The sequence below is a fragment of the Prescottella subtropica genome (genome assembly GCF_005434945.1).
Classification (GTDB): domain Bacteria; phylum Actinomycetota; class Actinomycetes; order Mycobacteriales; family Mycobacteriaceae; genus Prescottella; species Prescottella subtropica.
This window is the reverse complement of the sequence record NZ_SKCH01000002.1, coordinates 265,680-280,468: the sequence shown is the minus strand read 5'-3', so window position 1 is coordinate 280,468 and position 14,789 is coordinate 265,680. Positions and strand designations below refer to the sequence as shown.

At 70.5% G+C, this 14,789-nt stretch carries 17 protein-coding genes; 9 read left to right on the top strand and 8 right to left on the bottom strand.

Features of this window, described 5'->3' with window-relative positions; all coding sequences use genetic code 11:
• Positions 1 to 35: 35 nt before the first annotated feature.
• Positions 36 to 896 (top strand): septation protein SepH, encoded by an 861-nt coding sequence (gene sepH, locus E0497_RS03650; RefSeq protein WP_194150305.1) that lies wholly within the window; start codon positions 36 to 38, stop codon positions 894 to 896.
• Positions 851 to 1,543: a DUF6928 family protein gene (locus E0497_RS03645; RefSeq protein ID WP_421958299.1), complete on the top strand. Its 693-nt coding sequence runs from the start codon at positions 851 to 853 to the stop codon at positions 1,541 to 1,543. Before sepH ends, E0497_RS03645 begins: the two co-directional genes overlap by 46 nt.
• On the opposite strand, the gene E0497_RS03640 is transcribed toward E0497_RS03645, so the two are convergent.
• From E0497_RS03640 to E0497_RS03625, 4 genes are read right to left on the bottom strand one after another with little or no spacing between them, the layout of a single operon-like run.
• Positions 1,533 to 1,799, bottom strand: a complete 267-nt coding sequence (locus tag E0497_RS03640) for a DUF2537 domain-containing protein (RefSeq protein ID WP_137723411.1) — start codon at positions 1,797 to 1,799, stop codon at positions 1,533 to 1,535. The genes E0497_RS03645 and E0497_RS03640 overlap by 11 nt on opposite strands.
• The gene (locus tag E0497_RS03635) at positions 1,796 to 2,602 is read right to left on the bottom strand and encodes a TrmH family RNA methyltransferase (protein ID WP_137723410.1); all 807 of its coding nucleotides are present in this window, start codon (positions 2,600 to 2,602) and stop codon (positions 1,796 to 1,798) included. The genes E0497_RS03640 and E0497_RS03635 overlap by 4 nt, the downstream gene beginning before the upstream one ends.
• A 48-nt stretch (positions 2,603 to 2,650) precedes the next feature.
• Positions 2,651 to 3,079, bottom strand: coding sequence for a MarR family winged helix-turn-helix transcriptional regulator (locus tag E0497_RS03630; protein WP_137723409.1), 429 nt, complete (start codon positions 3,077 to 3,079; stop codon positions 2,651 to 2,653).
• 35 nt (positions 3,080 to 3,114) lie between these two features.
• A complete protein-coding gene (locus E0497_RS03625; RefSeq protein WP_137723408.1) occupies positions 3,115 to 4,596 on the bottom strand; it encodes an NCS2 family permease in 1,482 nt (493 codons plus the stop codon).
• Between the two features lie 82 nt (positions 4,597 to 4,678).
• Between E0497_RS03625 and E0497_RS03620 the strand changes: the two genes are divergently transcribed.
• Positions 4,679 to 4,927 carry a DUF2530 domain-containing protein gene (locus tag E0497_RS03620; RefSeq protein WP_137723407.1) on the top strand — a complete coding sequence of 83 codons (249 nt, stop codon included), beginning with the start codon at positions 4,679 to 4,681 and terminating at the stop codon, positions 4,925 to 4,927.
• A gap of 45 nt (positions 4,928 to 4,972) precedes the next feature.
• On the opposite strand, the gene E0497_RS03615 is transcribed toward E0497_RS03620, so the two are convergent.
• Genes E0497_RS03615 through E0497_RS03605 form a run of 3 tightly spaced genes read right to left on the bottom strand, consistent with a single transcriptional unit; the run spans position 4,973 to position 9,080 of the window.
• Positions 4,973 to 5,527 carry a phosphatase PAP2 family protein gene (locus E0497_RS03615; RefSeq protein ID WP_137723406.1) on the bottom strand — a complete coding sequence of 185 codons (555 nt, stop codon included), beginning with the start codon at positions 5,525 to 5,527 and terminating at the stop codon, positions 4,973 to 4,975.
• Positions 5,524 to 8,280 carry a sacsin N-terminal ATP-binding-like domain-containing protein gene (locus E0497_RS03610; protein WP_137723571.1) on the bottom strand — a complete coding sequence of 919 codons (2,757 nt, stop codon included), beginning with the start codon at positions 8,278 to 8,280 and terminating at the stop codon, positions 5,524 to 5,526. The genes E0497_RS03615 and E0497_RS03610 overlap by 4 nt, the downstream gene beginning before the upstream one ends.
• Complete coding sequence (locus E0497_RS03605; protein WP_137723405.1) at positions 8,277 to 9,080, bottom strand: DUF3027 domain-containing protein; 804 nt, start codon at positions 9,078 to 9,080, stop codon at positions 8,277 to 8,279. The genes E0497_RS03610 and E0497_RS03605 overlap by 4 nt, the downstream gene beginning before the upstream one ends.
• A 61-nt stretch (positions 9,081 to 9,141) precedes the next feature.
• Between E0497_RS03605 and E0497_RS03600 the strand changes: the two genes are divergently transcribed.
• The 3 genes from E0497_RS03600 to E0497_RS03590 are packed head-to-tail and all read left to right on the top strand — an operon-like array spanning position 9,142 to position 12,216.
• Entirely contained in the window at positions 9,142 to 9,942 is an 801-nt protein-coding gene (locus E0497_RS03600) for a glutaminyl-peptide cyclotransferase (protein ID WP_137723404.1), read from the top strand.
• 57 nt (positions 9,943 to 9,999) lie between these two features.
• Positions 10,000 to 11,691: an MFS transporter gene (locus E0497_RS03595; RefSeq protein ID WP_137723403.1), complete on the top strand. Its 1,692-nt coding sequence runs from the start codon at positions 10,000 to 10,002 to the stop codon at positions 11,689 to 11,691.
• A 24-nt stretch (positions 11,692 to 11,715) separates the two neighbouring features.
• Positions 11,716 to 12,216, top strand: coding sequence for a DUF2771 family protein (locus E0497_RS03590; protein WP_137723402.1), 501 nt, complete (start codon positions 11,716 to 11,718; stop codon positions 12,214 to 12,216).
• A 69-nt stretch (positions 12,217 to 12,285) separates the two neighbouring features.
• Here the strand turns inward: E0497_RS03590 and E0497_RS03585 are convergent, their stop codons facing one another.
• Positions 12,286 to 12,705 carry a cold-shock protein gene (locus tag E0497_RS03585; RefSeq protein WP_137723570.1) on the bottom strand — a complete coding sequence of 140 codons (420 nt, stop codon included), beginning with the start codon at positions 12,703 to 12,705 and terminating at the stop codon, positions 12,286 to 12,288.
• Between the two features lie 394 nt (positions 12,706 to 13,099).
• Between E0497_RS03585 and E0497_RS03580 the strand changes: the two genes are divergently transcribed.
• Genes E0497_RS03580 through E0497_RS03570 form a run of 3 tightly spaced genes read left to right on the top strand, consistent with a single transcriptional unit; the run spans position 13,100 to position 14,787 of the window.
• A complete protein-coding gene (locus tag E0497_RS03580) occupies positions 13,100 to 13,612 on the top strand; it encodes an alternate-type signal peptide domain-containing protein (RefSeq protein ID WP_137723401.1) in 513 nt (170 codons plus the stop codon).
• Positions 13,613 to 13,616: 4 nt separating this feature from the next.
• Positions 13,617 to 14,153 carry a hypothetical protein gene (locus E0497_RS03575; RefSeq protein WP_137723400.1) on the top strand — a complete coding sequence of 179 codons (537 nt, stop codon included), beginning with the start codon at positions 13,617 to 13,619 and terminating at the stop codon, positions 14,151 to 14,153.
• 1 nt (position 14,154) lies between these two features.
• A complete protein-coding gene (locus E0497_RS03570) occupies positions 14,155 to 14,787 on the top strand; it encodes a signal peptidase I (RefSeq protein WP_241665687.1) in 633 nt (210 codons plus the stop codon).
• Positions 14,788 to 14,789: the final 2 nt, after the last annotated feature.

Here is a 14,789-nt window from a genome sequence, read left to right as displayed (position 1 = left end):
TGCAATCGCGAATCGGCGCGATGAGGAGGACGAACGTGCGAGAGCTGCGAGTGATCGGTCTCGAACCTGGCGGCGCGCACGTGGTGTGTTCGGACCCGGACTCCGGCGAGAAGTTCCGCATCCCCGCCGACGACAGACTGCGGGCCGCCGCGCGTGGCGACATCGCCCGGCTCGGTCAGATCGAGATCGAGACCGACTGCCGGATGCGCCCCAGGGAGATCCAGGCCCGGATCCGGGGCGGTGCGTCCGTCGACCAGGTGGCCGACGAGGCGGGTGTCCCCCGCTCCAAGGTCGACCGGTTCGCGTACCCGGTGCTGCTCGAACGGTCCCGTGCCGCGGGCATGGCGCAGGCCGGTCACCCGGTCCGCCCGGACGGTCCGGCCGTCATGACGCTCGCCGAGGTCGTATCGCTCGCGTTCCGCACCCGCGGGCACGACCTCGAGGTCGCGACGTGGGACGCGTGGAAGGACGAGGAAGGCCACTGGGTCGCGCAGTTGCAGTGGCAGGCCGGGTGCACCACCAACGCGGCGCACTGGCGTTTCCAGCCCGACGCGCACGGCGGCACCGTCACCGCGCTCGACGACACCGCGGCACAGCTGATCGACCCCGATTTCGGACGGCCCCTCCGCGGCCTCACGCCCGTGCCCAGTGAGGGCATCTACGGGCCTGCCGACGTGGAATCGGATCACGACAGCACCGACGACACGTCGATCATGCTGGCGAACACCGTGATCGACGACGTCGAGGCCGTCGGGAACCAGGTCGGCGCTCCGGACGACGACGCCGAGTCCACGCCCGCACCGCAGGCCGCACCCGGCCGGGACAAGCGCGGTAAGCCGGCGCTGCCGTCGTGGGACGACGTCCTGCTCGGTGTCCGGAGCAACGGACGCGGCTGACGCCGGTGTCGGGGGGCAACGCTTCCACGCTCTGGTACGTCGACGACGTCGATCCCGCCGTCGTCCTGCGGGATGCGGCAAACGATCGTTCCGGTGCACACGCACTTGCCGCGACACTGCACCGAGGTCTCGACGTGTCTCCTCTCGGTGAGGAACCGCTTTCCGCGGCAACGGAGCTCGGGGACGGTGAGATCGTCGTCGGATGTTTCCCCGGTGTCGTGGTGGTGCGTACCGCCGAGTCGTTGCCGCCGGTGCCGTCGTCTCTGGTCGAGCGCTGGATCCGTCCGACCGGTGCCCGGCACACCTACCTGTGTTCGTCGAGTCCGGTGACATCGGCCGGGTCGTGGGGTGCGTTCGCGCACTGGGACGGGGCGCGACTCGAACGGTCGTTCAGTGCGACACCCGTGCACATCGTCGAGGACGTCGGACTGCCCCAACTGTGGGAGCGCCCGTTCTGGTCCGGCGCACATCCGGCCCGGCCCCGCATGGACGTGCTCCCGGACCCGCAGATCCTGCCGTTCGATCCGGGCGAGTTCGCGGAGGCCGCGCTGCGGTCCTGGCTGGGCCGCGACCTGGACACGTCGCCGATCACGGTCTCGCGCTTCGCGATCCACCCGGCCGGACAGGGGCCCGCATCTACACCGTGATGGACAGGACGATCCAGCCCGTCGCGACCCCGGCGCCGACCCCGTAGACCGCCCACCGCCACACCGGGACACGGCGCCAGCGCCACACCGTCGGCGCCGCACCACCGACCGCGACGAGATTGAACACGATCGCGAGCAGTGGGTGGATGTCGGTGAGCGCGGACCCGAACGCGACGACGCCGACGACCGTGGCCAGCGCGGAGAACGCGGTGACGAGCAGACCGGTCGCCCACGGGGTGGGTTCGCCGGCGGTCACGCCCCGGTCCGGATCCGCTCGTAGAACGCCATCGCGGCCGCGGTCGCGACGTTGAGGGAATCGGTGCCGGGAGCCATCGGGATACGTGCGCGAACGTCGGTGGCCTGCATGGCCTGTTCGGTCAGCCCGGGACCCTCCGCACCGAGCAGGACGGCGACCCTCTCCCCTGTCATCGCCTGCGCGAGCGGCACAGCCGCCGGGTTCGGGGTGAGCGAGATCAGCTGGAAGCCCCTGTCCCGCAGAATGCTCAGCCCGCGCGGCCAGTCCGGGATCTGCGCGAACGGCACCCGCAGCACATGCCCCATCGACACCCGCACCGCACGACGGTAGAGCGGGTCGGCACATGCCCCGCCGAACAGGATCGCGTCGACGCCGAGACCGGCGGCGTTGCGGAACATCGAGCCGATGTTCTCGTGATCGTTGACGCCCTCGAGCACCGCGACCGTGCGGGCGTCGCGCAGCAGATCCTCGGGGTCGAGGGCCGGCGGCCGGTGAGCCGCAGCCAGCACACCGCGGTTGAGGTGGAAGCCGACCACCTCGGCCATGACATCGGCGGTGGTCCGGTAGAACGGCACGTCCACGCCGTCGAGATCGGTGGACAACTCTGCGAGCCGGCGGTCCACCCCGAGCAGGCTGATCGGCGCGAACCGGGACGTGAACATCCGCTGCGCGACGAGCACCCCCTCCGCGATCACCAGACCCTTGCCGCCGGGCAGGTCGGGTCGGCGATCGGACGAGTTGAGGTCGCGATAGTCGTCGAGTCGGGGGTCGGCGGGATCTGCGATGTCGATGACGTGAACCACCGGTCCATCGTGCCGTATCCCGCCCGGCCGGCCGCCGGGCGGTGCAGCTCAGTCGTTCTCGACGAGATCGGTGATGATGACGACAGCGGCACGCAAGGTGTCGAGGTCGGTGTCCGTCAGGTGTGAGAGCTTCTCGGTCATCCACGCCTCACGGGCCTGCGTCTCACTGTCCATGAGGTCGCGCCCGGACTCCGACAGCGACACGATGATCTGGCGTCCGTCGGTGGGATGCGGTGCGCGGTCGACGAGTCCGAGATCGGCGAGGGACGCGACGACCCGCGTCATCGACGGCGGCTGCACCTTCTCGCGGGCCGCGAGTGCACCCGGGGTCATGGAGCCCTCGGCGCTCAGCGAGGCGAGCGCCGACAGCTGTGTCAACGACACCTTGGCGTCGTTCCGGCGCCCCCGCAGATGGCGCGTCAAACGCACCACTGAGAGAGACAGATCGCTGGCCAGGGCGCGAGTATCCGATGTCACAGATGCAAACTGTACGGGAACTCGCGCCCCGTCCCTCACGTAATGGCGTCGGTGATGGGGCCGACCGCGAAGAAGGCCACGAACAGTGCCGCGACGACCCACAGCAGCGGGTGCACCTTCTTGGCGTTGCCGCCCGCGACCGCGAGCACCACGTAGGAGATGAAGCCGACGCCGATGCCGTTGGCGATCGAGTACGTGAACGGCATCGTGACGATCGTCAGGAACGCCGGCAGCGCGACCGAGAACTTGCCGAAGTCGATGTCACGGACCTGCCCGATCATCAACGCGCCCACCACGACCAGCGCCGGCGCGGCCGCCTCGATCGGCACCACCGAGTACAGCGGGGTGAGGAACATCGCGGCCAGGAACAGCAGACCGGTGACGACGTTCGCGAGACCGGTGCGGGCGCCCTCGGCGATACCGGCCGCGGAGTCGACGAAGACGGTGTTGGACGACGCGGACGCGCCACCACCGACGACGGCACCGGCACCCTCGACGATGAGCGCCTTGCCCATGTCGGGGAGGTTACCGTCCTTGTCGGCGAGACCGGCTTCCTTGCCGAGCCCGGTCATGGTGCCCATCGCGTCGAAGAAGTTGGCGAGCACGAGCGTGAACACGAGCAGGCTCGCCGCGAGGACACCGACACGAGTGAACGCACCGAACAGGCTGAACTCGCCGACGAGACTCAGGTCCGGCAACTGCGCGAGCACGTCGGGCATCGCCGGCACCGCCAGGTTCCAGCCCGTGGGGTCCACGCCCTTGGACGCGCCGACGTGGAACACTGCCTCGACGATCGCGGCCAGCACGGTGGTGACGACGATGCCGATGAGCAGGCCGCCACGCACCTTGCGCACCACGAGGATGCCCATGAGCAGGACACCGAAGACGAAGACAGCGGTCGGCCACGCGCCGATCGACCCGTTGATGCCCAGGCCGACGGGGACGGTGGTGCCGGCGGCGTCGGGAATACGGCGGACGAAGCCGGCGTCGACCAGTCCGATGAACGCGATGAACATGCCGATGCCGACGGCGATCGCGGCCTTGAGTTCACGGGGGATGGCGTTGAAGACCGCCGTCCGGAAGCCCGTCACGGCCAACGCCACGATGATGAGGCCGTCGATGACGACCAGGCCCATCGCCTCGGGCCACGTCACCTGCGGTGCGATCGACACGGCGAGCAGGCTGTTGATGCCCAGGCCGGCGGCGATACCGAACGGATAGTTCGCGATGATGCCGAAGGCGATGCTCATCAGACCCGCGACCAGCGCGGTCACGGCGGCGACCTGGCCGACCGGCAGGATGTTGCCGAGGACGTCGGTCTTCGCGGCGGCATCGTCGGCGGAGAAGCTACCGAGGATCAGCGGGTTGAGGACGACGATGTACGCCATGGCCACGAACGTGACCAGACCGCCACGGACCTCCTGGCCGACACTCGACCCCCGCTCGGTGATCTTGAAGTAGTTGTCGAGCAGCCGCGACGACTTCGTCGGCTCTGGGGTTTTCTCGGTTACCGCCATGTCGCAGTTCGGTCCAATCGCCGGAAGGTAGGGGTTTCGCACCTGGCAGAGTAGGGCACCGACGGGCGGGTACCTTAATTCTGTGACCGAAATCCATAGCACGCCGACGCTCGTCGAACGGTTGTCCGATCCGCGGCCGGTACTCGCGACAGCGACTCTGGCATGGATCGTAACGACCGTCGTCGTGATGCTCGCGGGCGACCGCTGGGCCGATGCACTCCCGGTCTGCTACGCCGGAACCGCCCTCGGTGTCGCGGGTTTCGGCCTGTTCCTCGTGCAACGACGGGCAGCCCGGAACGGCAGGCGCGGCGCGCAACGCGGACTCGACTGAACCGAGGAAAAGACCCGACACCGACACCGTTCCGCGTGCGGCATCTCACACACTGTTCGCGTGTGTCGCGGCGGCGGCGCGGCGGCCGATCACCACGATCCACAGCGCCGCCCACACCACTCCGAGCGTCCAGCCGGCGAGGACGTCGGTGAGCCAGTGCGCCGCCAGGTACACCCGGGACAGGCCGACCGCGAGGGTGTACGACGCGAGGATCGCGAGCAGCACGATCCGGCGGGTACCCGCCGCCACGACGCGCAGCACGACCGCGGCGAGGACGCACACGAGGATCGCGGTCGTCATCGCGTGCCCGGACGGCATCGAGTACGAGTCGAGCAGGATCAGCCGTTCCGGGATCGGGGGTCGCGCCCGGCCGAACAGATGTTTGAGACCGGCCATGAGCGCCCAGCCCGTGAGCATCGCCCCGGCCACGACGGCGGCGTCGGCGGTGCGGCGGTAGGCCAGGAGCACGAGTGTCACGACGGTCGTCGCGGCGAACACCGCGATCGTGCCGCCGGTGTGGGTGATCGCGGTGACGACGTCGGTGAGCCACGGGGTGCGGTGGTCGACCACCCACTGCAGCACCGACCGGTCGACACTCATGCGCGACCCCAGCTGCGGCGGATGTGGGTGTGTCCGGCGTCGTCCACCCACCACGGCACCGCGACGTCCCCGGTGACCGCGCCGGACACCCGGACGACGAGGTCGTCGTGGACGGTCACCCCGCCGGACGGCAGGTCGAGTCCGAGAGCGGCGCACGCGAGGATCGCGCCGGGTTCCCGATCCCACACACTCGTCTCCCCGACGCCGGTGACGGTGGCGTGGACGGCCGTCGACGCGACCGGCAGGTCCAGCAGGTCGGCGAGCGCGGCCGCGGTGTCGAATGCGCCGAACACGATCCGCTCGGCCGGGACGACGGCCGCCAGGTGCGGGCGGTCGAGGACGAGGGCCGTCCCGGCGTCGACGACGACACCGGTGAGGGCCCGTACCCGCGCCGGCACCTCCAGGTCGTCGAGGTCGAGTACGCCGCGGTCCGCGGCCGCCGCGAGCAGGCGGTGTGTGCGGGTCGAGGCCGCCGGGGTGACGTCGCGCTGCGGGTCGGCGAGCCGGCCCAGCAGGACGGCAGCCAACTCGGTGTCGTCGACGGACGTCGGGGCCAGCGCGGGCGCGAGTATCGCCGCGGCCGGATGGTCGAGGACGTCGATCAGGCCCGTGAACGTGGCGTCGTCGGGTGCGCGCAGCACGCCGAGCGGGCGGCCGTCGATCTCGGCGTGCCGGCGCAGCCACCACGCGGTGTAGCCGCCGCGGTCGGCGAGCGCGGCCGCGGTGTCCGGGTCGCCGGCGAGCAGGCTCAGGGCCTGCGGCCAGCGGGACGGGTCGACGAGGTCGAGGTCGCGGACCGCGATCAGCGTCTCGGGATCGTCGGTGAGCGTGTCCCACCACGTGCCCTCGTCGTCGAGGTCGTGGTCGGGTCCGGTGGGCAGGTCGGCGCGCAGCACCGTGAATCCCCAGCCGACACCGACCGCACGCAACGCCTCCGCCCCCACCCGGGTCACCAGGTCAGGGTCGACGGTCGCGAACGGCGAGTCGGCGACGAGGACGTCGGCGAGCGGGGAGCCGGGCAGCAGCAGTTCGTCGGCGGGCACGAGGTCACCGTCGGCGTCGGGCAGCGGCAGCTCCCCGAGCCACTCCGGTCGTGTCCCGGGGCCGGCCGATCCGACGAGCCCGAGCACGACGGACGCCAATTCCGTTGCGGCATCGAGGTCGTCGTAGTCGACGTCCTCGATCCGCGCCTGCAGCACCGGGTCGGCGAGCAGGTCACCGGCGGTGACCGTGGCCGCGCCGAGCCGGTTCAGCAGCGGATGCGCCGCGTCGGGGTGGACGAGCCGCACCCAGTCCAGGGCCGCCGCGGCATCGCCCACCGTCGCACCGAGATCGATGCCGGTGACGGTGGTACGCGGACCGGTGACGGTGCGGCCGTCGACGAGCGGAACCGGAACAGCGGCAAGCTCTTCCACCGCGATCGCGTCGACGACGAGCGGTTCGAGCGCCGCGTACAGGGCGTGCCACCACTCCGGCGGGCGCTGATGCCCGCCGAGGAGATCGGCGATGCGCGCGAGTCCGATCCGGTGCACGTCGACGGCCGCGAGCGCCGGCGCGTACCGCGGCCCGGACAGTTGCGGATCGACCAGATCGGGGACGACGTCGGCGAGCGCGTCGGCCAACTCCGGGGTGAGCCCGGTGACGACGGTGGCCCGGGCCGGCACGAGATCGGCGGCAGGGTCCGGGGCAGCGGGATCGGCGGCCGCGGGCAGCCACGGCGACGTGCGCAGTTCCCGCACGACCGCCTCCCGCAGCACGGTGTCGGCCTCGCTGCGCGCGAATCCCGGCACCGGGACCAGACCGGGACGCTGCTCGCGCGGCACCGCCGCCACGAAATCCGCGTACCCGGCGACGACGTCGGTCAGCGGGGCTCCGGGCAGCAGACGGCGGCGGTCCGGTTGCATCGGCACGTCGGCGATCAGCAGCGCCGGCAGCGACAGTTCCTCGTCGGAGCGGGTCGGGGCCCGCAGCACGTCACCGGTGACCGGGCGGAGGTGCCCGTCGTCGACCGGGACCAGCCAGCGGGCGGCCGCGGTCCGGTACTGCCACCAGGTCTTCGCGCCGATCGTGATCTCGGTGAGGCCGTTCCCGAGACTGCGTTCGATGCGGCGCAGCACCACCCCGTCGACCTCGATCGAGGCGAGTGCGGGCAGTTCGAGCAGCAGGTCGACGGCCTCGGCCACGAACGCGGCCGGCAGTGCGCCGCCGTCGATTCCGGGACGGAGTCGCAGCACCACCTCGGTGTCGTACCCGGTGGCCGGCTCGGCGTCGGTGGGCCACGCCAACCGCAGTGCGGGCACTCCGATCGCGGGCGCGTCGAGTCCGGCGGCCGCGATCTCGGCGCGGGTGCGTTCAGCCGAGAACGCCACGGAGCCTGTGCCCGACCGTATTTCGATGTCGTCGGCGACGGCGAGGACGGCGGTGAAACCGACACCGAACCGTCCGACGCCGGTGGATTTCCCGGATGCCCGCAGCGCGACGAGCGCCTGGACGCCGTCACGGTCGAGGGGGGCACCGGTGTTCGCGACGTGCAGCCGGTCGCCGTCCACCCGGATCAGCAGCGTCCCGGGCACCCCGGCCCGTGCGGCGGCGTCGGCCGCATTCTGGGCGAGTTCGGTCAGGATCCGGTCGCGGTAGCCGGCCCGCACGAGATCGGCCTCGGCGGCCGCGTCCTCACGCAGGCGTGTCGGCGAACTCCGCCAGGCGACGAGCGTGCCCTCGCGGAGCGCGGCGGTGCCGAAGGGATCGGTCAGAGCTCGCCCTCGGGCTCGGACTCGGGCTCGGACCCGGACGTCGGCCGGTCCACGATCTCGACCGCGGCATCGTCGTACGCGTCGAAGCGCGGGCTGCCGGCACCGGTGGGCAGGGTGGTGTCGGAGTGGGCGCCGCACCCGTAGGTGGCGGTCACGACGTGCCCGTCGGCGGCCATCTCGTTGCCGCACACACCGAATGCGGCGTGCAGCGACCCGGCGAGCGGCAGGTAGAAGCCGCACAGTTCACACGTCGACGGTGCCGCCTTGGCCATGTCCGAGTCCGGCCCGTGGTCGCCGTCGTACCAGCGCTCCGCGCAGTCCAGACGTCCGTCACGGCTCATCACCTGCTTGCGGCCGAACCCCACCGCGAAGGCGACGTCGTCGATCTCCGGGTCGCCGGTGGCGACGTAGCCGGGCACGAGACGCGGATCGTCCTGCGGCGGCGCCAGCAGGTCACCGGGTGACAGGTCGCCGGGCCGGATCCGCTGATCCCACGGCAACCATTCGGGTGCGACGAGCGACTCCGGACCGGGCAGCAGGGCGAGCTCGCTGACCGTCACGTGCTCGGTGCCGGGCACCGACGCCACGACGACCGCCCACTGCCACCCGTGATAGCCGGGCAGGTCGGCGGCGAACCGGTGGGTGGCGGCGCACTCGTCGTCGGCAGTGACACCGAGGTGCCTCCCCACGGCGCCTTCGTTCAGGTCGACGAGCGCCTCGCGGGCGCGGTCGACGGCTCGAGCGAGGACGGGGCGCACGACGGCGCTCTCGGGAGACGACGCAACACTCACGGCGTCCATCTTGCCGCACCCGGTCCCTTCTGCGCGCGTCCGGGCTGTCGTCGGCTGTCATGCTGGTCGGGTGAACCGGCGCCGCCCCCTGTCCTGCCTCGTACTCGCGGCGGCGATCGTCGTACCGGTCGCCGGGTGCGCGGCCGACACGCCGGCGGCGGGCGCGGTCGTCGCCGAGGTGCAGAGTCCGGAGATCGTGCGCGAGGTGCCGCACGACGCCGACGCGTTCACGCAGGGCCTCGAGATCTCCGACGGCGTCCTGTACGAGGGCACCGGCCGAGTCGGGCACTCGTGGGTGCGGGCCACCGATCTGGCGTCCGGCACCGAACTGGCCCGCGCCGACCTGGCGCGGCCGATGTTCGGGGAGGGCATCACCGTCACCGGTGGCACGCTGTGGCAGATCACGTGGAAGGACGGTGTGGCGATCGAACGGGACCGCGGCACCCTCGCGCCCCGCCGGCAGGTCGGCTACGACGGCGAGGGCTGGGGGCTGTGCACGCAGGCCGACCGGCTGGTGATGAGCGACGGCTCGGACACGCTGACGTTCCGGGATCCGGCCACGTTCGACGCCGTCGGCACCGTCGACGTCACCCTCGACGGCCGCTCCCTGGACCGGCTCAACGAACTCGAGTGCGCCGACGACGGTTTCGTGTACGCCAACGTGTGGCAGACGGACCGGATCGTGAAGATCGATCCGGCGACCGGGGTGGTGGTGACGCGGATCGACGCGTCGAACCTGAAGGACGCGCTGCCCGCCGACACCGGCGGCGTCGACGTACTCAACGGCATCGCGCAGATCCCCGGTACCGACCGGTTCCTCGTCACCGGGAAGCTGTGGCCGCGCATGTTCGAGGTCCGATTCGTCGCGTAAGCGACACACGGGCCGCCCGTCTCGTGCGTTCTCCGGGTCCTAGGACAGAATTGGGGGGTGACCGGACCCCGCGAACCGCACGACGCCCACGGGCGTGAGCAGGCGCCGCGCGACCGGGCGCCTCGGCAGCACCCCGGCTACGGCAACTATCCCCCGCCGCCGCAGCGGCGTCCCGCTGCCCGGCGGACCCCGTTGCCGCCGCTGCATCCGCCGTCGACACGGCCGCTCCCGCGACCGCAGCCGGAGTCGGAGCCGGGGTCGGAGCCGCGTGAGGCGTTCGACGACCGCGCCCCCGAACCGCCGCCGATGCCGCGGAAACTGACGGTGACGCGCGTCGCGGCGATGCGCAGCCGGGAACTGACGAACAAGGGCATCGCGACGTTCCGCCGGGCCGCAACCGCCGACGGCGCCGACAAGTCGGGGCTGACGGCGCTGACGTATGCGGTGATGGCGAACTTCGCGACCGACGCGACGATCGCCGTCGCCCTCGCCAACACACTGTTCTTCTCGGCGGCGACCGGCGAGGACAAGACGAAGGTCGCGCTGTACCTGCTGATCACGATCGCCCCGTTCGCGCTGATCGCACCGCTGATCGGGCCGGCGCTCGACCGGTTGCAGCGCGGCCGGCGGATCGCGTTGGCCTCCTCGTTCGTGCTGCGGACGGTGCTGGCACTGGTGCTGGTCTTCAACTTCGACAGTTGGGCGCTGTACCCGTGCGCGCTGGGCATGATGGTGCTCAGCAAATCGTTCTCGGTCCTCAAGAGCGCGGTGACACCACGCGTGCTGCCACCGGAGATCGACCTGGTGCGGGTGAACTCGCGGCTGACGGTGTTCGGCCTGGTCGGCGGCACGATCGGGGCGGGCGCGCTCGCGGGCGCGCTCGCGTTCGTGACCGGCTCGACGGGCGTGCTCTGCCTGACGGCGATCATCACCGCGCTCGGCGCCTACCTGTGCATGCGTATCCCGGCGTGGGTCGAGGTCACCGAGGGCGAGGTCCCGGCGACCCTCACCTTCCACGGCGACGACTCCCCCACCGAACTGATCGACGTGCGCGGCGGCCCGTCCGCCGCAGCCCCCGGCAAGTCCGGGAAACGACGGCAACCCCTGGGCCGCGTCGTCGTGACCGGACTGTGGGGCAACGGCACCATCCGGGTCCTCACCGGTTTCCTCACGCTGTACATCGCGTTCGTCGCGAAGGCCAACACCGACCACGAACCGCTGATGCAGGCGCTGACACTCGGCCTGGTCGGCGCGGCCGCCGGTATCGGCAACTTCGCCGGCAACGCTGCCGGCGCCCGCCTCGAACTGGGCCGCCCGGCGATGATGGTGTTGCGCTGCACGATCGCGTCCACCGTCGTCGCGGTCCTCGTCGCACTCACCGGCAACCTGCCGGCCGCCGCGCTGGCGGCGCTGGTGGCGTCCGGGGCGAGCGCGCTCGCGAAGGTGTCGCTGGACGCGTCGCTGCAGCAGGATCTGCCCGAGGAGTCCATCGCGTCCGGGTTCGGACGGTCGGAGACGGTGCTGCAGCTCAGCTGGGTTCTCGGCGGCACCCTCGGTGTCCTGCTGCCCACCGAACTGTGGATCGGTTTCACCGTCGTGGCCGTGGTCCTTACGATCGGACTGGTCCAGACGATCTTGACGTACCGCGGCGCGACCCTGCTTCCGGGTCTCGGCGGTAGACGCCCCGAACACGTCAACCCCCAGACCGACGCACGACCCACGGTCGGCCACAGCCCCCGTGCCGACTGATCCGCCGAACCAGAAACGGAATCCATGATGCAAGCCCGGACGAAACAGATTGTTGCGCTGATCGCGGCGGTGGTACTGGTGGCCGCGGCCGGTCTGGGCACGGTGGTGACCCTCCTCGTCCGCAACGCACCCGAGTCGCTGCCGGTCGTCACCGCCTACGCGCACGGCACGTCGGTCGACGTCGCCGGCGGCGCGTGCGACGCGCAACTCAACTGCGTCGGCCTCGACATCGCCGAACTCCATGTGCCCGAGGGGAACCCCCTGCAGCTGTCGCTGCCGCCGGAGGTCGCCGACTCGAACTGGCGTCTGAACGTGCAGATCGGCAACCCGAAGACCGGTGAGATCTTCGAGGGCTACCGCGACTACACACCCGGTGAGGCGTACGCGGTGACCGTCCCCGGCAACGAGGGCGAGCAGCTGATCAGCGCGATCATCCAGCTCCCCGCGAAGAACGGGCTGGCGCAGGTGTGGGCGTTCCAGACGATGCCGATGCCCGGCGGCGGCACCATCGCGCCCGCGCAGTAACACCCGATACGACGACGGGAGCCCATCGGCACTGTGGCCGGTGGGCTCCCGTCGTACGTGCCGGGCGTGTCAGCTGTCGAGTTCGCGGGCGACGGCCCGGACGACCTCGGAGATCCGCTGCGCGATCTTGCGGTCCGGGTAGCGGCCCTTGCGCAGGTCCGGCTGGATCGTCTTCTCGAGCAGCGTGATCATGTCCTCGACCATGCCGTGCAGCTCGTCCGGCGAATGCTTGCGCGGCGCACCCGCATCACGGCGACCGCCGCCCTGACCCTGACGCACCGACGGCGCCGGATCGAGCACGGTGACACTGAGCGCCTGCGGACCGCGGCGACCGGCAGCCATCCCGAACTCGACACGCTGACCGGCCTTGAGGCCCTCGGCTCCGTCCGGCAGCGCGGACGCCCGGACGTAGACGTCCTCCCCCTCGTCCTGCGAGAGGAAGCCGAAGCCCTTCTCGACGTCGTACCACTTCACCTTGCCGGTAGGCACCGCGTTCACCCGCTCATCTGACTGCCGCACTCGCCGCCCGAGTACGTACGTGGATATAGACAACGCGCCCCGCACGGAGGGCGGGACGCGTGATGCGGCCAGTGTACCCGCCGGGGTAGGCGGGGAACTTCGATGTTTTCGGCACACCGATGACCTGACGAAAGTCCCTATCCGGACAACCCCGGCGGCTGAACCGATCCGGGACGAAAAAACTTCTGGACAATTGACCAGTTTTCCTTCCGGACAACCCTCGCAGGTGCTACAAAGTTCTCGGCGTAGCGCGGGGGCTTCGCCGACAGCACGGCCATCTTCTCGGGTGCCCGACGGATCCACGTCCAATGCACCCTCCTCACCTCGCCCACGCCACAGGGCCAGAAGAACGCGAGAACAACGCATGAACAAGAAGACCAAGGGCGCCATCGCCGCCGGTGCAGCAGCACTCCTCCTCGCCGGAGGCGCCAGCACGTTTGCCGCGTGGAACGACACCGAGACCGTTACCGGTGGCACCATCAATTCCGGCAAGCTGCAGTTCGTCGACGGTACGGCCGCCGGCACGTGGTACGACGGAGCGACCGCGATCTCCGACGTCAGTGCCTACCGGATCGTTCCGGGCCAGACGCTGACCTACAAGGCGTCGCCGAAGGTCCTCCTGGAGGGCAACAACCTCACCGCCACGATCACCGCATCCGCTGGTACTGCCACGGGCGACCTCGTGGGCCTCCTGAATATCGGCACACCCACCATCAGCGGCCCGGGCGTGACCGGAACCACGATCGGCACGGCCGCGAACGACAAGACGCTCGACGTCTCGGTCCCGGTGACGTTCAAAGCCGACACGACCGGACTGACCGGCCAGGGCGCAACGGCCGTGCTGGGCACCATCACGCTGAACCTGCAGCAGCAGTAGAACCTTGTCGAAGAACCACCGCTGGTGGGCTCTTGCAGCGGCGCCGGCTGTCGGGCTGATTTTCTTTTCGGCCCAGCAGACCGGCGCCCTGTGGAGTGACACCGAGACGCTTCCCGGCGCGACGATCACCGCCGGAACCTTGAACATCGGCGTCGGCGCCGGGTCTTTCACGCTCGACTCGTTCGGGAAGACCGGGCTTGCCGCGGGCGGGTATTCGCAGACGCCGTTGACGGTGAAGAACACCGGTGATGTGCCGACGCAGTACCGGTTGTCGAACGTGACACAGTCCGACGCTGCGCTTCCGTTGACGTTGAAGGTGTGGGAGGTCGCGAACGAGGCGTCCTGCCCGGCCACCGGGGATCCGACGGGTACGCCGACACAGATCTACGACGGGAACATGATCGGCGCGAGCACCGCGCTGCGGCCTGCGCTGCAGTCGGGTGCCGAGACGGTGCTGTGCCTGCGCGGCACGGTCGCCACCGGGGCCGGCGCCGGCCTCACCTCGACCACCACGTTCACGTTCGACGCATCCCAGGTCTGACGTGAGCCACGCCGCCGCCCCCGCCGACGAGCCGACCACCGCATGGTGGTGGGTCAAGTCGGTCGTTTCGTGGGTTCTGCTCATCGTGATGGTGGGACTCCTGGCGTCGACGATCGTCGTTCCCCGTCTCACCGGCTCGACGCCCTACACGGTTCTCACCGGGTCGATGAAGCCGACGTATCCGCCGGGCACGCTCGTCGTCGTCGAGCCGGTGGACGCCGGAACTCTGGGGGTCGGTGACGCGGTCACGTTCCAGTGGGAGTCCGGCAAGGTCGACGTCGTCACGCACCGCATCACCGCGGTGCAGTACTCGGCGAAGGGTGAGCTGCGGTTCACCACGCAGGGTGACGCCAACCCGGCCCCCGACGAGCGTCCCGTCGTTCCCGAGCAGATCCGCGGCCGGGTCTGGTATGCCGTCCCGTACGTCGGCTACATCAACAACGTCATCTCCGGTCAGCAGCGTTCGACCCTCCTCATGGTGGTCGTCGGCGGCCTGGTGATCTATGCGGCAACGATGTTCGTCAGTTCCGGTCGGGACAAGCGCCGACAGCGGCACACACAGACACCGCCGGACGACGACGCCACGGACGTGTTTCCTGTGATCGACGCCGATTCCTCGACAACCTCGAAGTAAGA

Excerpts from the sequence above, each read along its gene's own strand:
- E0497_RS03615 (WP_137723406.1), bottom strand. The coding sequence starts at position 5,527 with ATGAGTGTCGACCGGTCGGTGCTGCAGTGGGTGGTCGACCACCGCACC.
- E0497_RS03605 (WP_137723405.1), bottom strand. The coding sequence starts at position 9,080 with ATGGACGCCGTGAGTGTTGCGTCGTCTCCCGAGAGCGCCGTCGTGCGC.
- E0497_RS03625 (WP_137723408.1), bottom strand. The coding sequence starts at position 4,596 with ATGGCGGTAACCGAGAAAACCCCAGAGCCGACGAAGTCGTCGCGGCTG.
- E0497_RS03590 (WP_137723402.1), top strand. The coding sequence starts at position 11,716 with ATGATGCAAGCCCGGACGAAACAGATTGTTGCGCTGATCGCGGCGGTG.
- E0497_RS03580 (WP_137723401.1), top strand. The coding sequence starts at position 13,100 with ATGAACAAGAAGACCAAGGGCGCCATCGCCGCCGGTGCAGCAGCACTC.